The sequence below is a fragment of the Streptosporangium sp. CA-135522 genome, from assembly GCF_050949235.1.
Lineage (GTDB): Bacteria > Actinomycetota > Actinomycetes > Streptosporangiales > Streptosporangiaceae > Streptosporangium.
The window spans coordinates 4,749,546-4,774,685 of record NZ_CP192026.1 but is presented as its reverse complement, the minus strand read 5'-3'; the positions used below and the strand labels follow the sequence as shown (position 1 = coordinate 4,774,685).

The following is a 25,140-nucleotide window of genomic DNA, read 5'->3' as shown; positions in this document are numbered from 1 at the left end:
TAGCGAGCCGACGGAGGGGAACATTTGTCCAATCCACCGGCGCGCACCGGCGGCGACAGTGGGCTCATGACTATTCCTGACGGCGGACCGCACGTGAAAGGCGACGCCGAGGCCACCGAGAGTTCGACCCTGCCCCTGGACGGCGGCGACATCTACGTGTGCCAGGACGGCCCCCGCGACGCCCCCGCACTCCTGCTCATCCACGGGTCCGCCTCCTCGACCCGATCGTGGGACCCGCTGGTTCCGCTGCTGACCGGATCCCACCGCGTCATCCGGATCGACCTGCTCGGGCACGGCCGGTCGGCCAAACCGGCCGGCCGCGGCTACGCGCTCCCGGACCAGGCACACAGGATCGGCGCGGCCCTGGACCGGCTCGGCGTCGAGCACGCCATAGTCGTCGGCCATTCCAGCGGCGGCGCGGTCGCCACCGCCCTCGCCGAGCAACGACCCGACCTGGTGACCGCGCTCGCGCTCATCAACACCGGCCCCAGCCTGGACGCCTTCATCGCGCCGGAGTCCGCCGCATTCGGACCGTCGCAGTGGCCACCGACCGACGAGCAGCTCCGCCAGTTCGCAAGCACCGGTTTCAGCCGCGCGGGCTACCAGATCCCGCACGAGCTCCTGGACGAGGTGCGCGCCATGACCTACCACACGCTCACCACGACGATGCAGGCCACCCGTCACTACATGGAGCAGCAGACGCTCCCGGAGCGGCTGACGGTCCTCGGCAAGCCGCTACTGGTGATCTTCGGCGAGGACGACCGCAGATGGCGATCCTCATCCGCCGCCGACTACCGCGCCGTTCCGGGCGCGAAGGTCGAGTTGCTGCCCGGTCTCGGGCACTCGCCCCTGCTGGAGGATCCACCGCGGACCGCCACCCCTCTGCTGGCCTTCACCGCGATCCACGCCGTACGGGTGGACTGAATGAAAAGGAGGGGCGCCATGCGGATTCTCGTCTCGGGCGCCAGCGTCGCCGGTCCGGTCCTGGCCTACTGGCTCACGAGATACGGCTTCGAGGTCACCGTCGTGGAACGGGCCCCCGTGCTGCGCAAGACGGGCGGGCACGCGGTCGACCTGTTCCGGCCCGCGATGAACATCTCGGAGAAGATGGGCGTGCTCCCGCGCGTGGAGGAGCGGGCCACCGGCACCAACCGGATGACCGTCTACCGGGAGGGCGCACGGCGTCCCGTCCGGGTGGACCTCTCCAAGATCTTCAGCTCCACCTCCGACCGGCACGTCGAGATCATGCGCGACGACCTGAGCGAGATCTACTACGACGCCGCGCGCGACGACGTCGAGTACGTCTTCGGCGACTCGATCAGCTCGATCTCGCCCGACGGCGAGGTGCGGTTCGAGAACGCCGCGCCGCGCCGCTTCGACCTCGTCGTCGGCGCGGACGGGCTGCACTCCAACGTGCGCCGCCTCGTCTTCGGCAAGGAGTCCCGCTTCAGCGCCTTCATCGGGGCCTACCTCGGGGTGCTGACCCTGCCGAACGTCTCCGGGCTCGACGGCGAGCTCCTCATCCACGTCGGCGTCGGCCGTACTGCCGGCATGTACGGCGCGCGGCACCTCGGCGACGCGCGGGCGTTGTTCCTGTTCCGGAGCGAGCGCGAGCTCGACTACCACCACCACGACGTGCCCCGGCAGAAGGAGCTGCTGCGCGGTGCGTTCGACGGCATGCACCCCGACGTGGACCGCTGGCTGGACGAGCTCGACCGCACCCCGGCGTTCTACTTCGACTCGATCACCCAGCTCCGCATGGACACCTGGTCGCGGGGGAGGGTGACGCTCGTCGGCGACGCGGGCTACTGCCCCGGCCCGGCCGTCGGCGGCAGCACCAGCCTGGCCGTCGTCGGCGCGTACGTCCTCGCCGGGGAGCTGGCGCGGGCGGGCGGTGACCACGAGCGCGCCTTCCTCGCCTACGAGCGCGCGATGGCGGAGCACGTGCGCGGCAGCCGCGCGGCCGCGCTCAGCGCGGCGAAGACCCTGATCCCCACCTCACGCCTCGGCGTGCGGGGACTGGCCCAGGGCGCCCGCCTGATCTCCGCCCTGCCCGCGGGGCCCAGCCGAGCCCTCCTCCGCCTCACCACCAAGAGCGCACGCCTCTACAACTCCATGACCGTCGACGACTACTCGCCGTCGCCCGCCGCATCACGAGGTCGGGTCGGCCTCGCGGGCGGGCTCGGGGGCGGGCTCGGGGTGGAGTGAGGAGTGCTCGCCGCCCTGCTGCCAGCCCGGCTTGCGGAACTGGTAAAGAAATAGCTGAGACCATCCAACGTGCGCACACGCGGCGCATCACGTCGGGCCGTCGTCACTCCGGAGCACATCATCGTTGCCGTGCCCCACGTCGGCTGGGGCCGTATGATCGTCCTGGTCAGAGACATGACCGCCCCTTTCTCCCGTACCTGGTCCGCCCCCCTGGTGGGCGCGCTGCCGACAGCGAGCAGGACCGGCGCAGCCAGGGTCGGCAGACATCTGGTCATCAAGCCACTACCGCTTGTAGCGCCGACGCGCGATATGGACGGTGATGTCGGCGGCAAGCTCGACCGTCTCAGGCAGAACCTGCATGATCCGGCTGAACACCTCCTCTTGCTCCAAGGCCGGCAGTACGAGATAAGCCGAGATGGTCGAGAGATGGCCGATGTAGTCGCGGGCACTCAGGGTCAAGCGCCGCTCGATCACGGTCTGCTGGACATCGGCGAACCACTGCGACCGCTGGAGTTCCGTACCCGGCCACTGCATGTCGTTCTCCGAAGGCGTCCCATCGGGAGACGGAACCTCGTCGCTCGCCAAGAACGGCGACCGTGCCACGCGAACGGCTTCCTTCACAGCCGGGTCAGCTAGCTGGATCGGCCCGCCGAACGAGGCGAACACGCCACCCGGCTCCAGTAGCGCGGCCACGCGTGACCACCGATCCTGCGGGTTGGTCCAATGCAACGCTGCTGCCGCATAAACCAGCCCGTACCTCTCGCCCGGTCGCAGGTCCTCGAACGCGGCTTGCATGGTTCTAACGTTTGCCGGCACGTGCTTGCGCAGCTCGGCGAGCATGGCCCCATCGGGCTCGGTCGCGGTGACAGTGACTCCTCGTTGAGCGAACAGGCGGGTTGCTTTGCCTGTCCCAGCACCAATTTCGAGGGCAGTCTGAACCGGCTGTGCCGCGTACGCCATCACCATGTCGAAAAGCTCCACGGGATACCCCGGCCGAAACCGTTCGTACGCTTCCGCCATCACTCCGAAGCTCAATGCGCGATCAGACATGCCAAGCATCCTGACATGGCGGCGAGAGCTCGCACTCCCTCCCCGATCCACCTGGGATCTGCCTTTGATACAAGACCCACATGAAGACCGTCCTCGGCCGCAAGGCAAACACCGTCAACGCCCACCTCACCGCCCTGGACCACTTCTTCATCCAGCTCGGACCCGGCCCCGCGATCGTCCGCCGCGACGACGCCCCCAAGCTCGCGCCCTGCGCCCTGGACGCACGCCAGCAGAAGCGCTTCATTCTGACCTGCGTCGGATCGACATCGCGCGGCTGTTGACCCGTGGAGGCGACGGCGATGCCGCCTACGACATACTCACCCGGCTGTACCCCGCGGCGGTGAAGCGCGGTACAACCGGGCTCCTCGGCGATGCCGTGGCCCTGTCGGCGGTGACCAGCAACGACTGGGCCCCACACACACAGAACCCCAGGAAAGATCCCTTATCGTGCGTTGCGTATCCCGAGAATGTATGCCGCAGTAAGCACAACGGCGCGGTCTTCGTCATGTGACAGATCTGCGAGGGCACGTGACGCTGTGATTCCCGGGATATCCGCGAGCGCCTGTGTCAGCCGTCGACGTGCAGACGATTCAACGGTGCCGTGGGCGAGGCGATCAACGAGCCTGGTAGCGATCTGATCCGCCAACGCGGGACGACTCGCCAGCGCGCTCAGTGCATCGGCTGCATCGACGTCATTCGTCCCCTCGACGACCATATCGATGAGCGTCGGGACCGCGTCGGCTACTCCACGTGCCCCGACCGCCAGAGCCGCATACCTGCGGACCACGATGTCGGGGTTCGCAAGGGCGTCCTGCAGCAGTGCGGTCGCCTCACCGTTCGGAATCTCAGCGATGGACTGGACCGCACGTTTCCGCACCTCGGCCACTGGTGAGCCGAGACCCTCCGCCAACAGCGCCAATCCGCCATCGCCCAATTGCGCCAAAGCCCACCGAAGAGCTCCGGCGACGTTCGGGTCCGTCTCGCTCAGCGCTGCCTCGACCAGTGCTTCCACTGGCACCGGCACCTCTTCAACCGAGGACAAGGCCGCGCGCTGGCGCTTTCCGGCGTTCTTTGACCCCAACGCCTGGAGGAGTGCAACGGTCTGGAGGACGTCCTCCCAGCCGGCGGGTTCCGCAGCACCGATCCGACGCAGACGCGTGAGCAGCTCCGTCTCACCCGCAATGCGTTCTCGCGTCTGACGGATGAGGTCGTCGACGAGCTCTGAGGGTGTGAAGCCGGGATCATCGAGCGCGCGCCTGACTTCACGTAGCGACAGCCCCAATGACCGCAGGCTCTCGATATGGAAGATCCGCCGGATGTCCTCGCTGGAGTACTCTCGATATCCAGCGTCGGTACGACCCGTTGGCCGCACCAGGCCGAGCGAGTCGTAATGCCTGAGCATGCGGGCACTGACCCCGGACCGTCGTGCCACATCACCGATCAACACTGCCCATCACTCCTCCTGACTGGTCCTGCCGAGGGCTACGACGCGCTTCGCCTCCTCGATCGCGAACTCAAATCCGGCATCCGGGTCGCGCAACAGCCGTTCCGTGGCGACCGCGTGCGCGCGCACGCGAGGGTCGAGATCCGTCATCGCAGCGCGCAGAGTTGGCAAAATCACCTCACCGAGCGCGATCAGCGCCCGGCTGAGGCTCAGCTGCATCTCACGTTCGCCGCGCCCGAGCTGTGTCGACAATACTGCGGCCAATTCGGGCTCTTCACCTTCGGGCACGAGCACGACCGCTGCCCGCCAAGCGCTCCGCGCCACCTCATCGTCGGCGTCGGACAGAAGCGCCCGTGTGATCGCCGGCCACGCTTGCCGATCCCCGATCTTGGACAGCGTGTGCAACGCCTGACTTCGTGCCTGCGCACGCTCCGAGCGGACTTCATTGAGAAGCTCTGGGACCGTCATTGATGCCGAGTGGCGAGTGAGTGCCCACGTAAGCATGTCACGCACGTGGAATTCGGGTTCGATCGCGCATCGTTCGATGAGCTTGTCGATGAACCGCGGGTCGGGGGTCGTGCCGACCGCTAGCGCTGCCCGCAGCCGCACTGACGAGCGGCTGTCCTCCAGCCCCTGGAAAGCTCGAATCGTATCCGTGTCCTGTTGCGGCATGGCCATCGGGACCACCTCCTTGGCAACAGTGAAGACCTTGTCACCGTGTCAAGGTCAAGCGGGGCCACGCCGCGAGATCACCAGGCACCCTCTGTCCACCGAGCTCGGTGCTTGTCAAGTCATATGAGACGTACGTGCCGTTATGAGGCACGTACACGTGTACGCCGATATCACAAACGTCACGAATCACGAATGGCGATCCCCGCTCGCGCCGGCGGGTCCGGCTCGCCGCCATCCACTTTGCCACCTGGAACGCCGATCTGCTCGGCAACGCCAAGGAACGCCCGCTCATCAGCGGGTCTGGAGTTGCCCCGGTTCGGTAGACACATCAGGGCTTTCGGCTACGCGGCAGCATAGTCGTCTTCTTGAATGGGCTTGAGGGCTTGGCGTCGCTCATATTCGGCCGGGCTGAGCTGGCCGTTAGCGGAGTGACGGCGGCGTGGATTGTAGAAGCCCTCGATGTAGGCGAACACCGCGCGCCCGGCCTCTGACCTGGTGTGGAAAGCACGCCGGTCGATCAGCTCGCACTCCAGCGAGGCGAAGAAGCTCTCGGTGATCGCGTTATCAAAGCACGTGCCGGTGCGGCCGGTGGAGGGGCGCACGCCGGCCTGCGCACACCGCTGGCCGAACGCAATCGACGTATATTGACCGCCCTTGTCGCTGTGATGGATCACCCCGGCGTCAGGGCAGCGCTGACCAACCGCCATCGCCAGGGCATCGGTGACCAGTTCGGTGCGCATGTGCTCGGCCATCGCCCAACCAACGATCCTGCGGGAGAAGACATCCAAGACGACCGCGAGGTAAAGGAAGCCCTGCCACGTCGGCACATACGTGATATCGGCGGTCCAGATCCGGTTCGGCTCGTCGGCTTCGAACGTCCGCCTCACCAGGTCTGAGGCGGCAGCCGCCTTCCTATCCGTAATCGTCGTGCGACAGCCCCGACGCCGAGACACTCCGGCCAGCCCGGCCGCGCGCATCAGCCGGGCCACCCGCTTGCGGCCCACGTTGTCCCCGTCGATCTGGCGCAGGTCGGCGTGGATGCGCGGCGCTCCGTAAATCTCATCGGAGGCCTGATAGTGAGCGTGGATCTTCTCGGTCAGCTCCGCATCGCGACGGGCGCGAGCCGACGGGCCGCGCCCGGCCCAGGCGTAGTAGCCCTGGCGCGACACACCCAGCACCCGGGCCAGCAGGGAGACGCCGTGGTGGTCTTTCTCCGCATGAATCAGCCGGAATCTCATCTCGGCCGATCCGTCTCCCGCGCGAAGAAAACCGCGGCCTTACGCAAGATCTCCTTCTCCTCGCGCAGCAGCTTGACCTCACGACGCAGCCGGGCCAGCTCGTCTTTTTCGGCGCTGGTCAGCCCGTCTTGGCGGCGGCCGTCATCCAGGTCGGCCTGGCGCACCCAGACACGGATCGACTGCGCGGAGGGCTCGAATTCCTTGGCGAGCTCCTCCGGCGACCGTCCCGCGCGCACCAGCTCCACCATCTGCCGGCGAAACTCCGGCGGATAGTTGTTCGGCACAGTGGACTCCTTCTTCCGGGAACCAGGGTTCCTCAGAAATCAGGTGTCCACCAAACCGGGTCAACTCCAGGTCTGGGCCCCGAACACTTCTGCGAAAGTTTCCGTCGGCCCGGTTCCAACATCCAGACGAGCACCCGGAGATGTGACGATGTGATCGCACCCCTACGGCCGCGGCAGCCGCCGGAACGGATCGACGCCGCTGTCACCCGGCGCCGGTGGCAACCGGGTGTCTCGGCGTCCGGTGCGCCGTTGCCGCGCAATACGCCCCCATGTCTCACACAGTCCGCGATCGGATTCAACGCCTACGACAGCGTGGTTCCGACCAAAAAAGCACCACCGTCTAACGTCGAGCGATCCTTCTTGGAGAGTGAGCCTTCAGTCCTTTGTAAATGATCTTGAACTCGACCGAACGCCTTTACATTGTAGATTAATAACTTTAAGGCAGCGCCACCATGCGTCCAACTGAGCGCGGCACCGCCACTGTCGTGGACGAGGACGGCGTCCGAACCGCCAGACTGATGATCACGGTTGGACGGCGGGACGCCGCGCTCACCGCCCCTGTTGCCATCGTGCCGGCGGTCAGCCGGCCACCCCTCGCTTGCTCTCGACATCCTGTCGACCTCGGCCGGTCCCCCGGGAGCACCGGTGGTGCTCAGGTTGGTGAGATCGATCTGCGACAACTGCCGGCGATCCGTTGTTGTTCGACGTTTGGGTTTCTGGATGGATCAAAGGGCTGGGCCGTTGGCCTCAACGGCCACCTGGACAGGGGAACCCTGGTGACGTTCAAGCGTGCGGCCCCGGCGGAGGGTCACCGATCTTCTTGATCGGGCTTGCCGTGAGCCTCGGCCGAAAGGTCCTGCCAGTCGGCCCAGGTCTTGAGCCGGTCGGCGTAGGCCTGCTGGAGCATCGGGTAGAAGCCCAGGCCGAACAGCACCCGCAGGGGCGGGTTGCCGGAGTCGACGAGCTTGAGGAGTGCCTGGGCCGCGGCGGCCGGGTCGCCGGCGGGCTGCCTTCCGGCGAGCGCGCCGAGGCGCCGGCGGAGAGCGTCGTAGGCCGGGTCGGGCTGGGCCATGTGGCCGTTGGCCAGCGGATCGGGGTTCTTGCCGTCCCTGGTGGCGAAGCCGCCGGGCTCGATGATGGTCACCTTGACGCCGAAGTCGGCGACCTCGCCGGCGAGGGCTTCGTTCAAGCCCTCCAGGGCCCACTTGGAGGCGTGGTACGCGCCGCCGAGCGGCATGGCGATGACCCCGGCCGCCGAGGACAGCTGGATGATGTGCCCCGAGCGCTGCTCGCGCAGGTAGGGCAGCGCGGCCTGGATCACCCACACCGCGCCGAACAGGTTGGTCTCCGGCTGGTCGCGCAGTTGCCGCTCGGTCAGCTCCTCGATTGCGCCGATCTGGGCATAGCCGGCGTTGTTCACGATGACGTCCAGTCGGCCGAAGTGCTCCTTGGCCCGCTTGACGCTCTCGAAGACCGCGGCCTTGTCGGTCACGTCCAGCTGAAGCGGGAGCACCGCCTCGCCATGGGCGGCGACCAGGAAGACGTCCTCCAGGAAACCTGGCTGACGATGCGGAGTTCGCGGCGTTCCGCGGGCGTGGGCAGACCGCGTACGAGCACGCGTGGGAGATCCGTGACATCCACGGCTACCGCGCGCCGCCGCAACATCCGCGGCCGCTCGTCGATGAACAAGGCGGAACTCAAGCGCAAGCTCGGGCGCTGACACCGACGAGCAAACCCCCGGCCTCACTCGAACGGCCGAGCGGCTTGGCGCCAGGACGCACGTGGTCAGAAAGACTGGAGCCGGGCGTGCAGGAGGCAGAATTCGTTGCCTTCTGGGTCGGCCAGGACGTGCCGGCTCTCGGTGCCGGTCTGGCCGACGTCGACGGTCCTGGCGCCGAGAGCGAGCAGCCGCTCCAGCTCGGCGTCCTGGTCGCGGTCGGTGGCGTTGACGTCGAGGTGCAGTCGGAGCTTCCCGATCCGCGGGTCGCTGCTGGGGCTGAGGACGAGGGTGGGCTGCGGGCCGCCGAAGCCGGCCTCGGGCGGCCCGATCTCGATGCTTCCGTCGTCCTCCCGGCCGAGTTCGACGTAGCCGAGGACCTGGCTCCAGAATGCGGCGAGCCGGTCGGGGTCGGCGGCGTCGATGACCAGCTCACTGATGCGGCATGCCATGCCCGTCAGCGTACATAGACAATCTGAGAGTCGATCACCGGCCGCGTGCTGGAGGGCGACGCGCTACGCGATCGCGTTTTGCTCGGCGGTGTCGCTCTCGGATTGCATCCATGGCCGTCGAGCCATCGGGTGGCGAGAACCTGGCTCCCCAAGAGCCCCATCCTGGCCAAGCACCTGCACTCCTCCGACGTCTCGCCCAGTTGCTCGACGGTCTTGCCGATCCCGATCCTGTGGCTGCGCACGGTGTCGGGCGCGGATGCGCTGGATAACCGACAGTTATCACGTATATGAACCTGTGGTCATCATGAAATGTTCAGCATGGCCGTTGTGGTCCGAGTTGCCGGACGAGCATCCATTGGAAGCCTGGAGGATCCTTGGGGGTGAAGACCTTGGCCCATCCTGCCGGCGCGGCCGGCTCGTCGAGTACGACGATCAGGTCGGTTCTCTTCTTGAACCTGATCGGGGTCGTCTGTGCGTCCGGGGAGGGGTAGACGCCTGCAGGTCTGTTGTCGATCACATTGGCGCAGGTTGACGGGGTGAAAACTGAGGGGATCTTGCTGCCTCCACTGAAGACGACGATCGCGATCACTACGCTGACGGAGCCGGCCAGCCCACCACCGGTCCACCACAGGCCACTTCGTCGACGGGGTCGCCCCGGCCACGGCGTGCTCGTGTGAGCCTCGCGCCGACGAGCCCGCCCGTTCGCGGCCGCCTGTTTTGCTTCGTCTCGTGCGGCTTCGTGGAGTCGCTTCCATCGGCGCTTGCCATCTTTCTCGGCCGAGAGGTCGGGTTCCCGATCGAGGTCGTGGTCGGCGCCCAGCACCCGCACGAAGGTGAAGAACACCTCGAATTCCTTGGGCAGGGGTGGGAGCCCCACGGGCTCGTTCCGCCAGGGATCGATCCAGGACTGAGCCGTGCTCCGGGGAAGCGGGGGAGAAAGTTTCCATTCCTCTGCGCGGCGACACAGCGCCTGCCCTTGGGGCTTGTCATCGCCCTCCCATGCCACCCGCAAAGGTGCCCAGAGACGCTCCAGCGCGGGTCGCGGGAACTTCCTATCTTCCGCGTTCATACGCCGATATCTACCGGCTGATCGTCACATCGGAATGTGAATCTGGCATTTTGCTCCGCCAAGTCTGCCAGGTGCGCAGGGCGGTCCCGACGACCTGGCACGACCTGACATCTGGAATTTCCGTGGAGCGGCCCTCAGAGGCCAACCTCGAAGAGCAACGGGAAGTCACCCCGGCTTTCCCGAAGCGAGTTTTTCGCCGCATAAGCGGCGAAAAGCTCATATTCGACGATTGAGCGGAAGGGTTTCGATGGGCACCATTCCACCCCCGGATCCGGAGCAGGCGCCGCCCCCCGCACGGGAGCGACCGCCCGAGCCTGAGGCCTCTTCCTGGATCGGGGAGATCGCGCGGACGGTCCGGGAGTGTGTCGACAGCACACCCCGGACCGTCCGCCTGTGCGTCGTCATCGTGGTGGCCACCGCGTGCCTGGCCTACTTCAAACAGCTGCTGTGACGCGCAGATGATACCGAGACCCCAGGCCGGGCCACTCCCCCGGCGTCGGATACCCGCCTTCTCTAGATCACGGGGCCCCACCCGGAAGGAGGTGCTCCGGCCTGGGGCCTTCGCGTGCCGACCATCCTCCCGGCCGGGTTCCTGTTCACGAGACGACACCCCGGCTCCGGTCGGGCACACGTTTTTCGCCGGCCGACCCCGTCACCACCGAGGTCCACCTCCAGGTGCGCAACGGCCCGAAGACCACCATCATGTGCCTGGACGACCGCCTGCGCGTGGCGCCCTCCCGACTCTGACGGGCGACCTGAAGCAACTGCTGGAGCTCGTCTGCCTGAACGGATGACCGAATAGGACATTACCTATCCAATGGGAGAAGATGCCATGCTTGAGATCTACCAGCGTCTCGTTGACCTGGTAGGGCCCGAGCAGGCCCACGCGATCTGGACAGCGCTCATCGAGCACGCCCAATTCTGGGCCACCCTGCAGTGCGCCGGCACGGACACCCTGCCCGACCAGGCCTGGCTCCACCTCGACGACATTCCCGCCGACCTCCACGCCGCGATCCGTCAGATCCTCATCGACGCGCTTCACGCCGCCGATTGACGCCACACGCGAAAAGCGCCCGACATGATCGATGAGGAACCGCGGGCCGAATTGCTGCGCCGCAAGGATCTGCCGGCCATCGTCGCCCGGCTCTGCCCGGCTCACCCCGCCCTGCGGCGACGCCCCCGTGAAAGGGGTTAACACCAGGGTCGAACTCGTCGAAGCCAGGTGTACGGTCGAGTCCAGGGTCGGATACTCAGGCGAGGTAGCCGCCGTCGATGTTGAGGACGGTGCCGGTGATGAAGGACGCCTCCGGTCCAGCGAGGAACGCGATGCCCGCCGCCACCTCCTCCGGCCTTCCGAAGCGGCCCATGGCGTTGGCCGCGCGCTGGACGTCCGCGAACGGTCCCTCCGGGGAGTTCATGTCAGTGGCCACCGAGCCAGGTTGGACGACGTTGACGGTGATGCCCCGAGATGACAGGTCCCGGGCCGCAGCCTTGCTGTAGCCGACGACCGCGGCCTTGGTCGCGGCGTAGTCGGCGACACCGGCGAATCCGGGACGGGTGGCCAGATGGGATCCCACGGTGATGATCCGCCCATCGTTCTCCATGATCCGGGCGGCCGCCCGGATGCCCGCGGTGACGCCGCCGACGTTGACGGCGAGCTGCCGGTCGAAGGCCGCGAGGTCGCCGTCAACGTCGTCGACCCTGCCGGTGACGTACACCGCGGCATTGTTGACCAGGACGTCCAGCCGTCCGAAGTTCGACGCGACAGCACGCACAAGGTCGCCGACCTGTTGCGGGTCGGCCTGATCGGCTTGGTAGGCGGCGGCCGGCGCGCCGGCGCGTTCGAGCTCGGCTACCATCGCCCCTGCCTTGCTCTCGGAGGCGGCGTAACTGATCGCCACCGCGGCTCCCCTGGCGGCCAGCGCGCGGGCCGTCGCCGCTCCGATGCCGCGTGATCCGCCGGTCACCAGAGCGACCTTGCCCATCAGAACCTTGCCTGTAGCGTCATCCATGAATGTTCTCCTTGTATATCGATCGGGTGCGAGGAGGCGATCAGGCTGTCGCCGGCGATCCAGATCGGCCGGATCGGGGAAGCCCGCCGATGGCCTGACGGCGTCAGGTGTCGGCGGGTGCGGGGGTCATCCGGCTGTCGCGTCGCAGGATGTACATCGCGACGGCCAGGCCGGTCAGGGTCAGGACGGCGCCGACAAGGTAGATCGACCGCAGTCCCGGCCCGTCGCTGATGATCCATCCGCCCAGCCAGCCGGCGAACGCGGCGGCCAGTTGGAAGGCGGAGGCGTTGACCGCCACGGCCAGCGTGGGAGCCGCGTCGGCCGTGGTCAGGACGCGGGTCTGCATGCCGGGAATGATCGCGAACGCGAATACTCCGATGACGAATGTGAGGACCGCCGCCGGTACCTGCACGCCGCCGGCGAACCAGAAGAGGGCCAGCGCGCCGGCCAGCGCGGCGAGCAGGCCGGTCACTGACGGCATCAGCGCCTTGTCCGCCAACCACCCGCCGAGGAAGTTGCCCGCCACCGCGCCGGCGCCGTACACCAGCAGCAGCACCGGGACGGTTCCGGCGGTGAACCCACTCACCACGGTGAGCAGCGGTGCGATGTAGATGAAGACCGCCACGACTCCGACGTTGCCTACGGCGGTCAGGACGATCGCGAGCTGGACGTCACGCCTGGCGAACACGCGTAGCTCTCCGAGAACCGATCCGGTCGAGGCCGCCGGCAGGGCCGGGACGAACCGCAGCACCATCAGCAGGGCGGCGACGCTGGCCGCCGCGACCACCGCGAACGTCGCCCGCCAGCCCAGGTGCTGACCGATGAACGTGCCGATCGGAGTACCCAGGATCATGCCCAGGTTCATGCCCAGGGCCACCTTCGCCACGGTGGAGGCCTGTCTGCCTGCGACGGCCGTCGAGACGGCGGTGGCGATGGCGACGGCGAAGAACGTGGCCACGACCAGACCGGCGACGAATCGTGATACCAGGAGAGCGGCGTAGTTCGGCGCCAGAACCGAGCCCAGGTTGCCGGCCACGGATACCGCGATGAGTCCCACGATGAGAGGTTTGCGGGCCAGCCGCGCCGTCAGGGCGGTGACCAGGGGACCTCCGACGATCATGCCCAGTGCGTAGGTGGTCGCCAGCTGGCCCGCCGCCGACACCGACACCGACAGGTCGGCGGCCACGTCCGGCACGATGCCGGCGATCACGAACTCCCCGGTCGTAAGGCTGAAGACCACCAGCATGAGGGAGAAGACAGGAGGTGACACTCAGAAGCTCCAAATAATTCGAGTCTTTATTATATGAGTTGTAACTATAACAACTCGAAGCATGGACGCTACACTGGCGGCATGGCAAATCCGGACCTGTCGTCGGCCGCCGAGTTCGATCGAGACGTGTGCAAACTGGTCCACCAGGTCGCACAGACGCTTGATATCCATGTCCGGCGAGTCGCCGAGGAACTGGGCATCACCCCGACCCAGGTCGTCGCGCTCCGGGAACTGTCCGACCCGATCACCGCGCGCGAGCTGGCCGACAGAATGGTCTGCGAGCCCTCGAACGTCACGTTCGTGCTCGACCGGCTCGAACAGCAGGACCTGATCCAGCGTCGGCCGCACCCGACCGACCGGCGCGCTAAGCAGATCGTGCTCACGCCGGGTGGCCGGCGTTACCGGTCCGACGTGCTCGAACGGCTCAACGCCCAGTCCCCGCTGGCCCCGCTCACCGCCGTTCAGCAGGATTCCCTGCGCGACCTGCTACAGGCCCTCCTCGCGAAACGTTAGGCGCCACCAGCAATCGGGGCCCGCACCTCCCGAGCGGATCACCGCGGTGGCGGAGGGAGATGACCATAGGGAAGAGCATGTTCGGTTACCTCGCCGCGTGGGTGGCGCCGCTCGACGGCGTGCGCGAGCTGGAGACCGCGCCTGTGATCCGCACGGTCAAGCGAGCGGGCGCCCTCCTGTCCTGATGCTCAGCCCGCGTCCGGCCGATGCCTCGGATCCGGAGAGGCATTCACGCGGGCGCGGGTGGGGACAGAGCACGGACGGATCATCCCGCCTCACCGCCGGGCCACTCGGCGACCCGGCGTCTCTCCCCTTTTGGCCTCCCTGTAGTCCCAGGGAAATTTCCAACGGATTTGCCTGACCTGCACCGATGTAGGCCTGTTCCGCTTGTTGATCACTTCCGATACGGTTCGTACGGTCCTGACCGGCGGCCTCGGGTCTCGATGTGGTGAAGGTGCGGAGGGCGGCTGGTGTTGGTCTGGGACGATCTGGGACATGGCGCGTGGTGATGGTGGGCGGTAGGGACGGCCGGGGCGAGCCTGACTGGCGGCCGGTGAGCGACGTGGACATGATGACCGCGGTCGTGCTGGAGCAGTTGGGTGCCAACCGTGAGCAGGTGCGGGCCCTGGAGCCGGCGCGGCGCTCTCCGCATCTGCTGGATGACCACACCGTTGAGCGGATCAAGCAGGTGTTCGGGGTGCAGCGCGATGACCTGTGGCTGTGGGTCGAGACCGGCGAGCGCTGGCAGGCCCAGGACCTGGACGCGGCCACGGCCGCGAAGGTCGACCGGTACGTGGCGGCGGTGGAGGCGTTCGCGGCGAGCAACACGGTCATCCTGGCGCTGACCGATGAGCTGGCCGCGGGCACGATCGAGGCGACGCTGGCCAAGTCAGACCTGGAGCTGGGCATTGAGACATTGGCGGGGACCCTGGCCCGGCAGGCCAACCCGTTCCCGGACAAGACGCTGGTGCAGGTCCGCCACCCCCTCGCTGCAGACGACAAGGATGAGACGTCGTGGCCGTGGCTGCCGGGGCTGGTGCTGGGCATGGTCGCTCCGGGCGAGTGGAAGATCGTGGTGACCGATGACCGCCTGCTGGAGGGGTTGAACGCCGACGGGGACCCGGTCTACCCGGTCTGCTACCGCGCTGCCGAGGCGATCCGCCTGCGGTAGGCCCTGGCCGGGCCTTGAGGATGGGTCTGGCCGGTCAGGTCCGGGGTTGAGGAGCCGGCGGACAGCCGTTGGCGCTTTCCTCAACCCCGGTACGGCCCCAGGCGTCTCTGGTCACCGGAAGCGCGACGCGCAGGCGTCACTGGGCGTACGCCTGCGACCAGGTCAAGGTTGCGCGTGCCGGTCGAGGCCGAGCGTGGCGATGAGGTCTTCGTGGAGCTGGAACCAGACACGATGGCAGGAGTCGACGTCGGTGCGGTCCACCCAGGCGCCCTCCCCGGCTCGGGCGCGCGCCAGGGCTGCGGTGAATCGGGTGTCGTATCCGCCCAACCGTGTCAGGACGCCCCCGAGCCGGTCGGCCAGTGGCGTGAGCGCGCGGTCGATGTCGGCGAGCTCACGGAGGATTCTGGCGTTCCAGGCGGGATCGCAGTGGTCGTTGGCGGCGAGCCGGTCGCCGGCGGTGGGCCGGAGTTGCCAGTCGGTACAGGCCCGGAGCAGGAGGGTGTTCAGCGGGAGGAACTCGCGGTAGACGTCCAGGACCTCGTCGGCGCCACCGACGCGTGCGAGCTCGGCCGCGAGCCGGCGCTCGTTCTCGGCTCGGCCCGGTTCGGTCAGCGACCAGCCCGCGGTGCCGGCGAAGGCGGCGTGCCCGGCCCAGCCGCGCGCCTCGGCGTCGCGCAGCAGCTCCTCGGTCTGGGCCGCGTCGAGCCCGTACCGCTGCGCGATCATCGGGGTGTCCGCGAACCCGAGGATGCGCACCGCGTGCAGGACCAGCAGGCCGAACGGAGAATCGCGCGTCACGAGTCGGCGTCCTGTCGCGCTGTCAGGCGGGTGTAGTGCTGCTGGCACGCCTGGGGGGAGTTGAATCCCATCGTGTTCGCCATCTGCGCCCAGGTCAGCCCGACGCTGCGGGCGGTGAACAGCAGGGCGGATTCGAGTCCTTCGACTTCGGCGCGGGCGGCGGGCAGGAGAGCCAGCGCGCTCAGGACGTCCTCCGGGTCCAGGTCGGCGTTGCGCCAGACGGCGAACTGGACGAGGTCGACCGCCGACGGCGGGGCCGGCGAGGGGCGCCACGGACGGGCGTCGAGCGCGTCCGCGCCCAAGCGCAGAAGGCGTTCGCTCGCGTCGCGTTCGCGGTCGGCCTGGGCGTGGTCTGCGCGCCCGGTGTGAGTGATGTCCTGCTTGCGTGACATGCCTTCCATGATCCACAATCAATAAATTGTTGTCAATCTTTCATTGAAAGGCGGAGTGGATGATCGTACCCCTCATATCGGCTGCCGCCGACACCTGCGGAGGCAAGGCCGGCGCACTCGGCGCGCTGCTTCGCGCGGGACTACCGGTTCCCGACGGCTTCGTCGTCTCGTTCGCCGCTTACCGCGCCGCCGTCCGCGACCTGGACCTCGAGCGGTTCGCCGGCGAGCCGGACCATCTCGACGCCGTGCGGCGGGCGATCGAGGCTCGCCCGGTCCACGCCACCGTGATCGACGCGCTCGGACGCGCACTCGACGAACTCGGCGATCCGCCCGTCGCGGTGAGATCATCCGCCGCGCATGAGGACACCGGCCAGGCGTCGGCGGCCGGTCAGCACGACAGCTTTCTCGCCGTGCGCGGAATCGGCGCGGTCACCGACGCCATACGCGCCTGCTGGGCCTCGCTGTTCACTTCGCGCGCCATCGACTACCGGGGCGCCTCCGGCCGCGGCGGCCGGCCCTTCGCCGATCCCGTCATGGCCGTCCTCGTGCAACGCCATCTGGACGCCGAGGTGTCCGGGGTCATGTTCACCCCCGCGGACCCACACGACGCGATCCGCATCGAGGCGTCCTGGGGGCTCGGCCCCAGCATCGTCGGCGGCACGGTCACCCCTGACGCCTACCTCGTCACCGAGGACGGGTCGGTCACCCACACGATCGCGGACAAACGGACCCGCCTTGACCGGCGCGGCAGGCAACTTGTCGTGTCCGACGTGCCCACCGGTGCCCGCGACCGGCCGACGATCGACGACGCGACCGCCAGGCAGCTCGCCGAACTGGGCAAGGAGATCGCCGCCGTACGCGGTGGACCGCAGGACATCGAGTGGGCGATCGTCGACGGCCGCACCTGGATCCTGCAGGCACGGCCGGTCACCGCCGCACCCCCGGCGTGGCCCTCGCCTGCCGCTCACACCTCGGCGGCCGCGCCCACGCTGACCGGAGCACCGGGCAGCCGCGGGGTGGCGACCGGCCCCGCGCGGATCGTCCGCGGCCCCGGCGACTTCGCGCGCGTGCACCCGGGCGACATCCTCGTCTGCCCCTTCACCGACCCCGCCTGGACGCCGCTGCTGCGCATCGCGGCCGGCGTCATCACCGAAACCGGGGGCGTGCTCTCCCACGCCGCGATCGTCGCTCGCGAGCACGGCATCCCCGCGGTCCTCGGCATCCCGAACGCGACGAGCAGACTCCACGACGACAGCACCATCACCATCGACGGCGCCACCGGCACCGTCACGGCGGCCAACGCGTGACCGATCCTCTGCCTCTCCGGCCGGGGAGCCTTCACCCGACAGCCGCACCCACACCCACGTCACCCACGGATCGAAAGGAGACGGGAAGCGGGCCCACGCGGGCACCGCGCCCCAACTACTCATGACCACGCGACACCTCTACCTGGCACGCCACGGCGCGGCCGACGCATTCGGGAACCTCACCGACATCGGTCGCCGGCAGGCGGGCCTGCTGGGCGAACGGCTCGCCGGCCTACCGATCGACGCCGTGTGGCACTCTCCGCTACCACGCGCCGCAGCCAGCGCGCACGAACTCGCCCGGCACCTGCAGAACGCGCCCGTCGCCGAGGCCGCCGAACTTATCGACCATGTGCCCTACGTTCCCCAAGCTGCCGAAACACCCCCATCCTGGGCCGGCTTCTTCGACGGCTACGACGACGCCGAGGCGGCCTCGGGCCACAAGCTCGCCGAGGCCCTGGTCGGCCGGTTCGCGAAGTCCCCCGACACAACCGCGGCAGGAACCCGGCGCGACACTCACGAGGTTCTGGTGACACACGCCTACCCGATCGCGTGGCTGGTGCGCCACGCCCTGGACGCGCCGCCATCCCGGTGGCTCGGCCTGAACAGCGCCAACACCGCATTGACGGTCATCGACTACCGCACCGGTCTGCCGCCAACGCTCGTGATGTTCAACGACATGAGCCACCTCCCGGCCGACCTGCGCTGGACCGGGTTCCCCGACGGCATGAGGGCCTGAGGCGGCTCCTCAAGGCCCGTACGCGTCTGCCGGCTGGGCTCCGACGCCCCTCGGCCATGTCTGAGAGTCGATGGGAGGGGTCACCGAAGGCGGTGTCCATGGTCTGGGCAGCTTTGATGATCACGAGCCTGAGCAGGTGTTCAGGGACACTCAACTTGGTGATGAACGCGTCGTTCAGGATGGGGACGGGCAGGCGTTAAAAGACCTCGACAGGGTGAGCTGTCGGGGTCTTGGTGTGCAGGCTGACGGCCTGATGTGCATCATGCCCGTCGGGGTTCGGGTTGTCATCGGCCTCCGGGGGCGCGTCAAGCAGACGTCCTTAAATCTGGAAAGGCCTTGAGGGTGAGCCGGATCAGACCGGGTCTTGGGGCGCGTTGCGTCAGTTCCCGTACTGCTTGGTGTCCGGGTGCTCGATGAGCAGGACATGAGCGGTCTTGTCGGCAACGGGACGGTGCCGCATTCCCTTGGGAACGACGAACAGTTCGCCCGCCTTCAGCACCACCGGCTCTTTTCCCTCCAACTGGATCTCAAAGCTGCCGTCCCAGCACAAGAACAGCTCGTCCTCATCGTGGTAATGCCAGGGGAACTCGCCCTCCAATCGAGCCAGGCGCACGACGGTGGTGTCGTTCACCATCGCCAGATGGTGCTGCTGGAAGGGCCCTGGGAGCGCGGCGATGGCCTCAGGCACCGAGACCGCAGCAAGATGACGCGGATCTTCGTGTTGTGTGGTCATGCCACGATCCTTCTTCTCATAGTGGCCTGATGACAGAGCCAATACATGATAATTGGTCCTCTTGGCGGACCAATCACCTGAACATCATGCTCGGCCTGGTACTCGGGTCGGCGTCACCAGGGGCAAGGTGCTCGCCCGCGGCAGGTCCAACGGCGAGATCTGCGCGGAACTGGTGCTGAGCGAGAACACGGTGAAGTCGCACGTCCGGGCCGTCCTGCAGAAACTGAACCTGCGCGACCGCGTGCACGCGGTGATCCACGCGTACGAGAACGGGCTCGTGGGTCGCAACGATCTGCCTGACTGAGATTCCATCCTGCCGGGTGGTGCCGTCTCACCCCTCGGGGTGATGTCGGCCGGTGACGCCCGGCCTAGGTTCGACGTCGTGCATTTCCTACGTCTGCGCTTTCCTCGTGTGACCTCCCTCCTCGTCCTCGGCGGTGTGCTCGTCGCCGTGCTGCTCGGCTGGGCGGCACCGGCCCATGCCACCGGCGAACGACTGGTCGACGACTACCGCTCCGTCTACGGTACGCCGGGTGTCGCGGCGGCCGTGATCGACGGGTCGTCGGTCGAGACGATCGTCCGCGGCCGGGACGGGGGCGGCAACGCGGTGACGGCGCGGACCCGGTTCCGGATCGCGTCGATGAGCAAGTCGATGACGGCTGCGGCGATCATGCTGCTGACGGACCGACTCTCCGTGGACGACCCGGTCGTCAAGGTTCTCCCCGAGTTCAAGATGGCCGATCCGCGCTACACCAAGATCACCGTACGCTCATCGAGCTAGATCCTCGCGCCCGCACGAAACGAGGTCATCATGACTGCGTCCCCCACGCGCTCCAGTTCTGCCAGATCAACCATTATCGATGTCACGTGGTTTTTCGCGATCGCCGTCCTGCTGTGTTTCGCGTTGTCCGTTCCGATGATCTTCCGGCTCGTCCCGACGGACTTCTACAACCTGATCACTCCGATCCTGCAACTGACCCCGCTGCTCGCAGCGATCATCATGTGGCTTGCCCGACGACCCGGAACGTTCCGAGAGACGTTCGCCACCAGGTGGCGCGGCACACCCAAGTGGGCCAGCATCGGCATCGGCCTCATCGCCGCGATCGCCGCGATCCAAACCGCCATCGCACTGGCATTGGGAATCTGGCAGCTCAACCCGCTTGACCAGATCTTCGCGGCGACCATGTGGATCGTTCCGGTCTTCCTCATGCAGTCGGTCTTCGCCATCGGCGAAGAGTTCGGCTGGCGCGGCTGGCTGGCGACGTGCGCCGCGTCATGGGGATTCTGGCCGCTGGCCCTTGTCAGCGGTCTGGTCTGGATCGTCTGGCACCTGCCGGTCCTCGCCGTCATCGGTGATCGACCACCCTGGGACATCGTTATCTACTTCGCGGGCATGCTGCCATGGGCGCCGCTGTTGCTCGCACTTCGCTGGCAGTCGGGGAGTGTCTGGCCCGCGGTTTTGACGCACGGAGCGATCAACAGCGTCCGGGTGTACCTGCTGCAATCCGTCCCCAACGCAACGGATCACCTGCTCATCGAAGTGATCGGCTGGGTGCTCACGCTCGCCGCTGCCGTGTGGCTGATGCGCCCGAGCCGGGCGCAGCTCGTCCGCAGGTCTATTGAAGGTTAGGTTGATTCCTTGCTCGGGTTTGGCCGTTATCGGCCTGTCAGTAAGGATCCTGCTACCTGGTACACGCGACAGTCCTGACCGATCAGAACCCAAACTCTGTCCGGTTCCCGAGACGATGTCTGACCAGGTCGGCGCAGTGAGACCTCTGCGGGAACCAATCCGGCCCCACACCGGGCTCGGCTGTCCACAGCCGAAACCTCGACTTCCGCCTCCACCGCCCGACCAGCCCTGTTAGCCCTTTCCGGCTTACTTGGCCTCCGAGTAGGAGCGGAACAGTGAGCCGGGCTTACCGTCACATCAGTTGACAGTTGGGCCGATCGGCCCAACTCATGCCCCCTCTTGAGAGCAGAATCCAACGGACCTGCCGCTGACTTAGGCGGGCCGCGCCGAGCCGCAGACCGGACGACGCCCTCGTTAGTGCAGGTCAGACGATACATCGTTGGAAATTCCTTCATTGCTACCGGGACCCCGATCTGCCGCCGGTGCCGTCTGGGTTGGGTCGAACAACCCCGCACCGAGCCGTCGTATCAGCGGTGCGGGCTGGCTGGCGCCGGCCTGGCCGCGCTGCGTGTCGAGCACCCGGGCCTGTCCTGGCGCACCCTGGGCGGACACTTCCGCGAATCGCGGCCGTTTTGGGTCGCCGCCGGCGCCGGCGTCCCTGGCGGCTACCAGCAGCGCGAGCTCTGCCCCCACATCACCCGATACTGAACTGGGTGTCGGTCACCGGCGGGAGATGGGCCTGCGGCCGATGGGCGCGATCCGGGTCTGCCTGATCAGCTCGGCCGTCTGATCGGGATCGGCGGGTCTTCCCTCGACAGGCCTCCTGGCGTCGATGGCGATGAAGACATCGGGCGGTGATCCAGGGAGGGCCGCACCGCGGACGGCGTCGGCACACACCCGGCCGACCGATAGGCCTTGCCGTCCAGCTCGCCACGTTGCCCTGGTTGGGGTTCGTGCCGGATGAGGTGGGCGAGGCGCCGCCGGTGGCGGTGGCCCGGCTGGCCGAGCGACTGGGAATCGATCCCGACGTTCTGGCCGAGTACGGTCAGCGGGAGCAGACCCGCAGCGATCATCTGCGGTTGGTGGCCGGCCATCTGGGTTGGAAGAGCGCCCTGGCCGGGAGCACGGCGATGAAGAAGCTGGAACAGTTCCTGCTGGACCGGGCGATGGAGCACGACTCGCCGACGCTGCTGTTCAACCTGGCCACCGACTATCTGATGGCGACCAAGACGATCCGGCCGGGCGTGAGGACGCTGGCCAAGATGGTGGCCACCGCCCGGACCGGCGCCACCGCGCTGACCTGGGAGAGGGTCGCGCACCTGCTGATCGATCCCGGCGAGCCCCAGCTCGCACGCGAGCATCAGCCCGGTCGGCCCCGCCCCAGCGATCACTACCTGCGTATCGGTCATGGTCAACTCCTTGGTCATCCTTCAGTCGAATTGGTCAACCCACGCAGAGGGCGGAGACGCGTTCGCCGATCGCCACAGGACGTGTCACCTGCCGCGCCGCATCTGCAGCGGCGACTCCGCTTGCGCCAGACATGCGCGATCGCGACCTACTGCGCTGCGGCTTGCCGACTCCTACCGGCTGATCTGACGCGGAACCGTCAGCGCGAGGAGTTTGTCCGGGTTGCGGATGACGTAGAAGTTGGCGATCTTCCCGTCACCGACTTCGAACAGGCAGACGCCTACCAGGTGATCGCCGTCGTAGGCGGCCATCGCAGGCGCGTTGTTGCAGTTGACCATCTCGATCCGCGAGTCCGGCAACCGCCCCACGCGGAACAGTTCCATGACAAGCACGGCCACTTTCTCCGCGCCCACCACCGGCCGGCGCGCCGCGGTGACCTTGCCGCCGCTGTCGGCGGTCCACGTGGCGTCCGGCGCGAGCAGCGAAAGCAGCCCCTCCATGTCACCGGTCGCCGCCGCGGACATGAACTGCTCGGTGATCCGCGTGGTCGTCCCAGCGTCGACGGGGTCGAACCGTTTACGCCGCGCCTGTACGTGCCCGCGGGCGCGGTGCGCCATCTGGCGCACCGTCACCACGGACTTGCCCACCGCCGCGGCGATCTCGTCATAGTCGAACCCGAACACCTCGCGCAGCACGAACACCGCACGCTCATCGGGGGTGAGCGTTTCGAGCAGCACAAGCATCGCCATCGACACCGACTCGGCGAGCACCACATCGGCCGACGCGTCGTTCTCCTCCAGCAGCAGCGGCTCGGGCAGCCAGGAGCCGATGTACTCCTCACGACGGCGCGTGCTCGCCCGCAAGGCGTTGAGCGCCTGACGGGTCACCAGCCGCGCCAGATACGACTTGGTGTCCCGCACCACCGCGAGATCCACCTTGGCCCACCGCAGATAGCTGTCCTGCAGCACGTCGTCGGATTCGGTCGCCGAGCCGAGGATCTCGTACACGATTGTGAACAGCAGCGGCCGCAACACGGTGAATCGCTCGGCGTGCTCGTCGGTGCTCACGGGGAGGTGACCGCCCGCGCAGCGGAGGTCGGCTGTTCGGGGCGCGGGCCACCCTTGGGCCAGCCCATGGAACCGGGCGCGCCTGCCTCACCGCGGATCCTCTTCGACACCACGAACTTGCAGGTCACTTCCTTGATTATTGCGCCCATGCGACCGGGGATGTAGATGTTCACCGCGGTGTCGTCCTTACCGGCGATCTGTCTGATGCCGGCGTGCCGGCCGAGGCTGACGCACGCGCCCGTGAAGGCCAGGTCGATCACCGCCGGTTCGGTCCCCGCGATGCGGCTCAGCACGGTGTCGGCGGCCTGTGCCCCGAGCGGCCCGGCGGCGTAGCCGCTCATCCGTAGCGGCTGGCCCGACGGTGCGGCGGCGTCGCCTGCCGCGACGATGCGGTCGTCGTCGATGCTGGTCAGCGTCTCGTCGGTGAGCAGCCGGCCGAGCGTGTCGGTGCGCAGCCCGCTCGCCGCCGCCAGCTCCGGCAGGCCGAAACCGGCCGTCCAGATGGTCAGTGCGCTCGGACGCACCACACTGTCGGCAGAACCGTCGGCCAGGACGACCGCGTCCGGCCGGACCTCGGTCACCGCACCGCCCTCGAGCACGGCGACACCATGGCGGTTCAGCCATCTGGCGACGTATCGGCGCCCCCCTGTGCTCAGGTAGGGTGCCAGGGTCCGGCCACACACCAGCGTGACCTTGCGCCCTTGTTCGGCCAGTTCGGCGGCTGTCTCGACGCCGGTCAATCCGCCGCCGACCACGGTGACCGGAGCCTCGAAGGGCAACTCCTCCAGCCTGGCGCGCAGCCGCTGCGCGGACTCCAATTCCGCGATGGACCAAGCGAATTCGGCCGCGCCTGGCACCGAGGGGACCGCGCCGGTGCTGCCGACGGCGTAGATGATGTAGTCGTAGTCCAGCGCGCGGCCCGACGCCAGCCGCACGGTGCGGGCGGCGGTGTCAATGCGCGTTGCGCTGTCGACGACCAGTTGGATGCCCTCGCCGAGCAGCGTGCCGTAGCCGATCGTGGCGTCGCCGGTACGGGCCACGAACTGGTGCAGCCGGATGCGTTCGACGAACTCCGGGCGCGGATTGACCAGAGTGATGTCGACGTCGTCGCGCATCCGCAGACGGTTGGCCGCCAGCGTTCCGGCGTAACCGCCACCGATGACCACGACCTTGTGGGATGCGTTGTGTTCGATCATGCCCTCAAGACACCGGGGATCACAGCGACGTGACAGGACGCGACGTGACGTGCGTCACTCCACTCAAGCGCGCGGAACACGTGCTCGCGGCAGAGCCTTCGGCCCATCCCAGCTGTGACACAGAACTCACATCATCTGTCACATGGGCGGCCATCGGGCCGCGTCCGCCCAGCTCGGCGTTCGCCGCCACGACAGCGACTCGGCTAAATTATGTGTCACATCGCCTGCCCGGAGGACGTCCGTGTCCGTCATGTCCTTCCCCGGCATCTCGCGCAAGCCGGACGCACCGCGCCCGAACTGCAGGCCAAGAGCCGCCACCAGCACTTGGCCAGCCTCGGCCGCTATGTCCGCCTCGGCGAGGAGACCTCCGCCCGCGTCACCGCGGAGGCCGACCCCATCCAGCGGCGCCGCACCCGCTGACCGCACCACACCAGGGCGGCCGACCGCTCATCAGGCCGGCCACACCTGCAGAGCCTGCTCGTCCTCGGAGTCGGGCTCGGCCCGCATCCCGACCGCCCTCAGCGTCGCCGCATACGCGGCAACCTGCTCTCCGGTCCCGCTCTCGGGCCCAGCGAAAGCCATCAGGAAGGGGCGCCTGTGCCCCCGCCCTCCACCACGAACCCGGCCCGGCTGTCGCTGAACTCCATCGGCCCGGCAGCACGCAGTGCGTCCCGGATTTGCTCGGCATCGCGATCGCGCTCGCTCCACAGCGGCCGCCGTCCTTGGCCGTAGCCGAACCTCGGCTCGTCATCGCCCATGATCCCACCGTAGACG

At 67.7% G+C, this 25,140-nt stretch carries 30 protein-coding genes and 2 pseudogenes; 15 read left to right on the top strand and 17 right to left on the bottom strand.

Annotated features, from left to right (window positions below):
* Positions 1–66 precede the first annotated feature (66 nt).
* Both ACQPYK_RS22220 and ACQPYK_RS22215 read left to right on the top strand, forming a co-directional pair.
* On the top strand, positions 67–924 hold the full coding sequence (locus ACQPYK_RS22220; RefSeq protein WP_433258029.1) for an alpha/beta fold hydrolase: 858 nt from the start codon (positions 67–69) through the stop codon (positions 922–924).
* Positions 925–942: 18 nt separating this feature from the next.
* Positions 943–2,208 (top strand): FAD-dependent monooxygenase, encoded by a 1,266-nt coding sequence (locus tag ACQPYK_RS22215; RefSeq protein WP_433258027.1) that lies wholly within the window; start codon positions 943–945, stop codon positions 2,206–2,208.
* Positions 2,209–2,490: 282 nt separating this feature from the next.
* Here ACQPYK_RS22215 and ACQPYK_RS22210 read toward each other — a convergent pair whose 3' ends face one another.
* On the bottom strand, positions 2,491–3,258 hold the full coding sequence (locus tag ACQPYK_RS22210; protein ID WP_433258025.1) for a class I SAM-dependent methyltransferase: 768 nt from the start codon (positions 3,256–3,258) through the stop codon (positions 2,491–2,493).
* Between the two features lie 80 nt (positions 3,259–3,338).
* Between ACQPYK_RS22210 and ACQPYK_RS22205 the strand changes: the two genes are divergently transcribed.
* On the top strand, positions 3,339–3,539 hold the full coding sequence (locus ACQPYK_RS22205) for a hypothetical protein (protein ID WP_433258023.1): 201 nt from the start codon (positions 3,339–3,341) through the stop codon (positions 3,537–3,539).
* A 161-nt stretch (positions 3,540–3,700) separates the two neighbouring features.
* Here the strand turns inward: ACQPYK_RS22205 and ACQPYK_RS22200 are convergent, their stop codons facing one another.
* The 6 genes from ACQPYK_RS22200 to ACQPYK_RS22175 form a co-directional block, all read right to left on the bottom strand.
* Positions 3,701–4,705, bottom strand: coding sequence for a MerR family transcriptional regulator (locus ACQPYK_RS22200; protein WP_433258022.1), 1,005 nt, complete (start codon positions 4,703–4,705; stop codon positions 3,701–3,703).
* Positions 4,706–4,711: 6 nt separating this feature from the next.
* On the bottom strand, positions 4,712–5,380 hold the full coding sequence (locus ACQPYK_RS22195) for a HEAT repeat domain-containing protein (RefSeq protein WP_433258020.1): 669 nt from the start codon (positions 5,378–5,380) through the stop codon (positions 4,712–4,714).
* A gap of 335 nt (positions 5,381–5,715) precedes the next feature.
* A protein-coding gene (locus ACQPYK_RS22190) for an IS3 family transposase (protein ID WP_433258866.1) occupies positions 5,716–6,860 on the bottom strand; the annotation gives its coding sequence in 2 pieces (ribosomal slippage) (positions 5,716–6,647 and positions 6,647–6,860; 1,146 coding nt in all).
* A gap of 844 nt (positions 6,861–7,704) precedes the next feature.
* Positions 7,705–8,433, bottom strand: coding sequence for an SDR family NAD(P)-dependent oxidoreductase (locus ACQPYK_RS22185; RefSeq protein WP_433258877.1), 729 nt, complete (start codon positions 8,431–8,433; stop codon positions 7,705–7,707).
* 248 nt (positions 8,434–8,681) lie between these two features.
* Positions 8,682–9,065 carry a VOC family protein gene (locus tag ACQPYK_RS22180; RefSeq protein ID WP_433258019.1) on the bottom strand — a complete coding sequence of 128 codons (384 nt, stop codon included), beginning with the start codon at positions 9,063–9,065 and terminating at the stop codon, positions 8,682–8,684.
* A gap of 313 nt (positions 9,066–9,378) precedes the next feature.
* Positions 9,379–9,942 carry a hypothetical protein gene (locus ACQPYK_RS22175; RefSeq protein ID WP_433258017.1) on the bottom strand — a complete coding sequence of 188 codons (564 nt, stop codon included), beginning with the start codon at positions 9,940–9,942 and terminating at the stop codon, positions 9,379–9,381.
* Between the two features lie 439 nt (positions 9,943–10,381).
* Between ACQPYK_RS22175 and ACQPYK_RS22170 the strand changes: the two genes are divergently transcribed.
* Entirely contained in the window at positions 10,382–10,585 is a 204-nt protein-coding gene (locus ACQPYK_RS22170; RefSeq protein ID WP_433258016.1) for a hypothetical protein, read from the top strand.
* A gap of 381 nt (positions 10,586–10,966) precedes the next feature.
* Positions 10,967–11,188, top strand: coding sequence for a hypothetical protein (locus ACQPYK_RS22165; protein ID WP_433258014.1), 222 nt, complete (start codon positions 10,967–10,969; stop codon positions 11,186–11,188).
* A 196-nt stretch (positions 11,189–11,384) separates the two neighbouring features.
* Here the strand turns inward: ACQPYK_RS22165 and ACQPYK_RS22160 are convergent, their stop codons facing one another.
* Positions 11,385–12,146: an SDR family oxidoreductase gene (locus ACQPYK_RS22160; RefSeq protein WP_433258012.1), complete on the bottom strand. Its 762-nt coding sequence runs from the start codon at positions 12,144–12,146 to the stop codon at positions 11,385–11,387.
* Between the two features lie 103 nt (positions 12,147–12,249).
* Positions 12,250–13,416 (bottom strand): MFS transporter, encoded by a 1,167-nt coding sequence (locus ACQPYK_RS22155; protein WP_433258011.1) that lies wholly within the window; start codon positions 13,414–13,416, stop codon positions 12,250–12,252.
* Between the two features lie 81 nt (positions 13,417–13,497).
* Between ACQPYK_RS22155 and ACQPYK_RS22150 the strand changes: the two genes are divergently transcribed.
* From ACQPYK_RS22150 to ACQPYK_RS22140, 3 genes are all read left to right on the top strand, one after another.
* Complete coding sequence (locus ACQPYK_RS22150; RefSeq protein WP_433258009.1) at positions 13,498–13,929, top strand: MarR family winged helix-turn-helix transcriptional regulator; 432 nt, start codon at positions 13,498–13,500, stop codon at positions 13,927–13,929.
* Between the two features lie 59 nt (positions 13,930–13,988).
* On the top strand, positions 13,989–14,114 hold the full coding sequence (locus ACQPYK_RS22145) for a hypothetical protein (protein WP_433258007.1): 126 nt from the start codon (positions 13,989–13,991) through the stop codon (positions 14,112–14,114).
* 323 nt (positions 14,115–14,437) lie between these two features.
* Entirely contained in the window at positions 14,438–15,100 is a 663-nt protein-coding gene (locus ACQPYK_RS22140) for a hypothetical protein (protein WP_433258005.1), read from the top strand.
* A gap of 162 nt (positions 15,101–15,262) precedes the next feature.
* On the opposite strand, the gene ACQPYK_RS22135 is transcribed toward ACQPYK_RS22140, so the two are convergent.
* A complete protein-coding gene (locus ACQPYK_RS22135; RefSeq protein ID WP_433258003.1) occupies positions 15,263–15,898 on the bottom strand; it encodes a transcriptional regulator in 636 nt (211 codons plus the stop codon).
* Entirely contained in the window at positions 15,895–16,290 is a 396-nt protein-coding gene (locus ACQPYK_RS22130; protein ID WP_433258001.1) for a DNA-binding protein, read from the bottom strand. The genes ACQPYK_RS22135 and ACQPYK_RS22130 overlap by 4 nt, the downstream gene beginning before the upstream one ends.
* 59 nt (positions 16,291–16,349) lie before the next feature.
* On the opposite strand from ACQPYK_RS22130, the gene ACQPYK_RS22125 reads away from it, so the two are divergent.
* On the top strand, positions 16,350–17,597 hold the full coding sequence (locus tag ACQPYK_RS22125) for a PEP/pyruvate-binding domain-containing protein (protein WP_433258000.1): 1,248 nt from the start codon (positions 16,350–16,352) through the stop codon (positions 17,595–17,597).
* Positions 17,598–17,718: 121 nt separating this feature from the next.
* Complete coding sequence (locus ACQPYK_RS22120) at positions 17,719–18,333, top strand: histidine phosphatase family protein (RefSeq protein ID WP_433257999.1); 615 nt, start codon at positions 17,719–17,721, stop codon at positions 18,331–18,333.
* 379 nt (positions 18,334–18,712) lie between these two features.
* On the opposite strand, the gene ACQPYK_RS22115 is transcribed toward ACQPYK_RS22120, so the two are convergent.
* Positions 18,713–19,066, bottom strand: a complete 354-nt coding sequence (locus ACQPYK_RS22115; protein WP_433257997.1) for a cupin domain-containing protein — start codon at positions 19,064–19,066, stop codon at positions 18,713–18,715.
* Positions 19,067–19,127: 61 nt separating this feature from the next.
* On the opposite strand from ACQPYK_RS22115, the gene ACQPYK_RS22110 reads away from it, so the two are divergent.
* The 4 genes and pseudogenes from ACQPYK_RS22110 to ACQPYK_RS22095 form a co-directional block, all read left to right on the top strand.
* On the top strand, positions 19,128–19,370 hold the full coding sequence (locus ACQPYK_RS22110; protein WP_433257995.1) for a response regulator transcription factor: 243 nt from the start codon (positions 19,128–19,130) through the stop codon (positions 19,368–19,370).
* Positions 19,371–19,448: 78 nt separating this feature from the next.
* Positions 19,449–19,847: a serine hydrolase domain-containing protein gene (locus ACQPYK_RS22105; RefSeq protein ID WP_433257993.1), complete on the top strand. Its 399-nt coding sequence runs from the start codon at positions 19,449–19,451 to the stop codon at positions 19,845–19,847.
* A 30-nt stretch (positions 19,848–19,877) separates the two neighbouring features.
* Positions 19,878–20,696, top strand: coding sequence for a CPBP family glutamic-type intramembrane protease (locus tag ACQPYK_RS22100; RefSeq protein ID WP_433257991.1), 819 nt, complete (start codon positions 19,878–19,880; stop codon positions 20,694–20,696).
* An 854-nt stretch (positions 20,697–21,550) separates the two neighbouring features.
* Positions 21,551–21,913: pseudogene (locus tag ACQPYK_RS22095) on the top strand (DUF4158 domain-containing protein); the annotation flags it as partial.
* Between the two features lie 114 nt (positions 21,914–22,027).
* Here the strand turns inward: ACQPYK_RS22095 and ACQPYK_RS22090 are convergent.
* The 3 genes and pseudogenes from ACQPYK_RS22090 to ACQPYK_RS22080 all read right to left on the bottom strand — a co-directional run.
* Positions 22,028–22,105, bottom strand: a pseudogene (locus tag ACQPYK_RS22090) (FAD-dependent monooxygenase); the annotation flags it as partial.
* A 171-nt stretch (positions 22,106–22,276) separates the two neighbouring features.
* The gene (gene sigJ, locus ACQPYK_RS22085) at positions 22,277–23,170 is read right to left on the bottom strand and encodes an RNA polymerase sigma factor SigJ (protein WP_433257989.1); all 894 of its coding nucleotides are present in this window, start codon (positions 23,168–23,170) and stop codon (positions 22,277–22,279) included.
* On the bottom strand, positions 23,167–24,366 hold the full coding sequence (locus tag ACQPYK_RS22080; RefSeq protein WP_433257988.1) for an NAD(P)/FAD-dependent oxidoreductase: 1,200 nt from the start codon (positions 24,364–24,366) through the stop codon (positions 23,167–23,169). Before ACQPYK_RS22080 ends, sigJ begins: the two co-directional genes overlap by 4 nt.
* A gap of 210 nt (positions 24,367–24,576) precedes the next feature.
* Here ACQPYK_RS22080 and ACQPYK_RS22075 point away from each other — a divergent pair, with 210 nt between their 5' ends.
* On the top strand, positions 24,577–24,786 hold the full coding sequence (locus tag ACQPYK_RS22075; RefSeq protein ID WP_433257986.1) for a hypothetical protein: 210 nt from the start codon (positions 24,577–24,579) through the stop codon (positions 24,784–24,786).
* 30 nt (positions 24,787–24,816) lie between these two features.
* Here the strand turns inward: ACQPYK_RS22075 and ACQPYK_RS22070 are convergent, their stop codons facing one another.
* Positions 24,817–24,948 (bottom strand): hypothetical protein, encoded by a 132-nt coding sequence (locus ACQPYK_RS22070; protein WP_433257985.1) that lies wholly within the window; start codon positions 24,946–24,948, stop codon positions 24,817–24,819.
* Entirely contained in the window at positions 24,948–25,124 is a 177-nt protein-coding gene (locus ACQPYK_RS22065) for a hypothetical protein (protein ID WP_433257983.1), read from the bottom strand. Before ACQPYK_RS22065 ends, ACQPYK_RS22070 begins: the two co-directional genes overlap by 1 nt.
* Positions 25,125–25,140 lie beyond the last annotated feature (16 nt).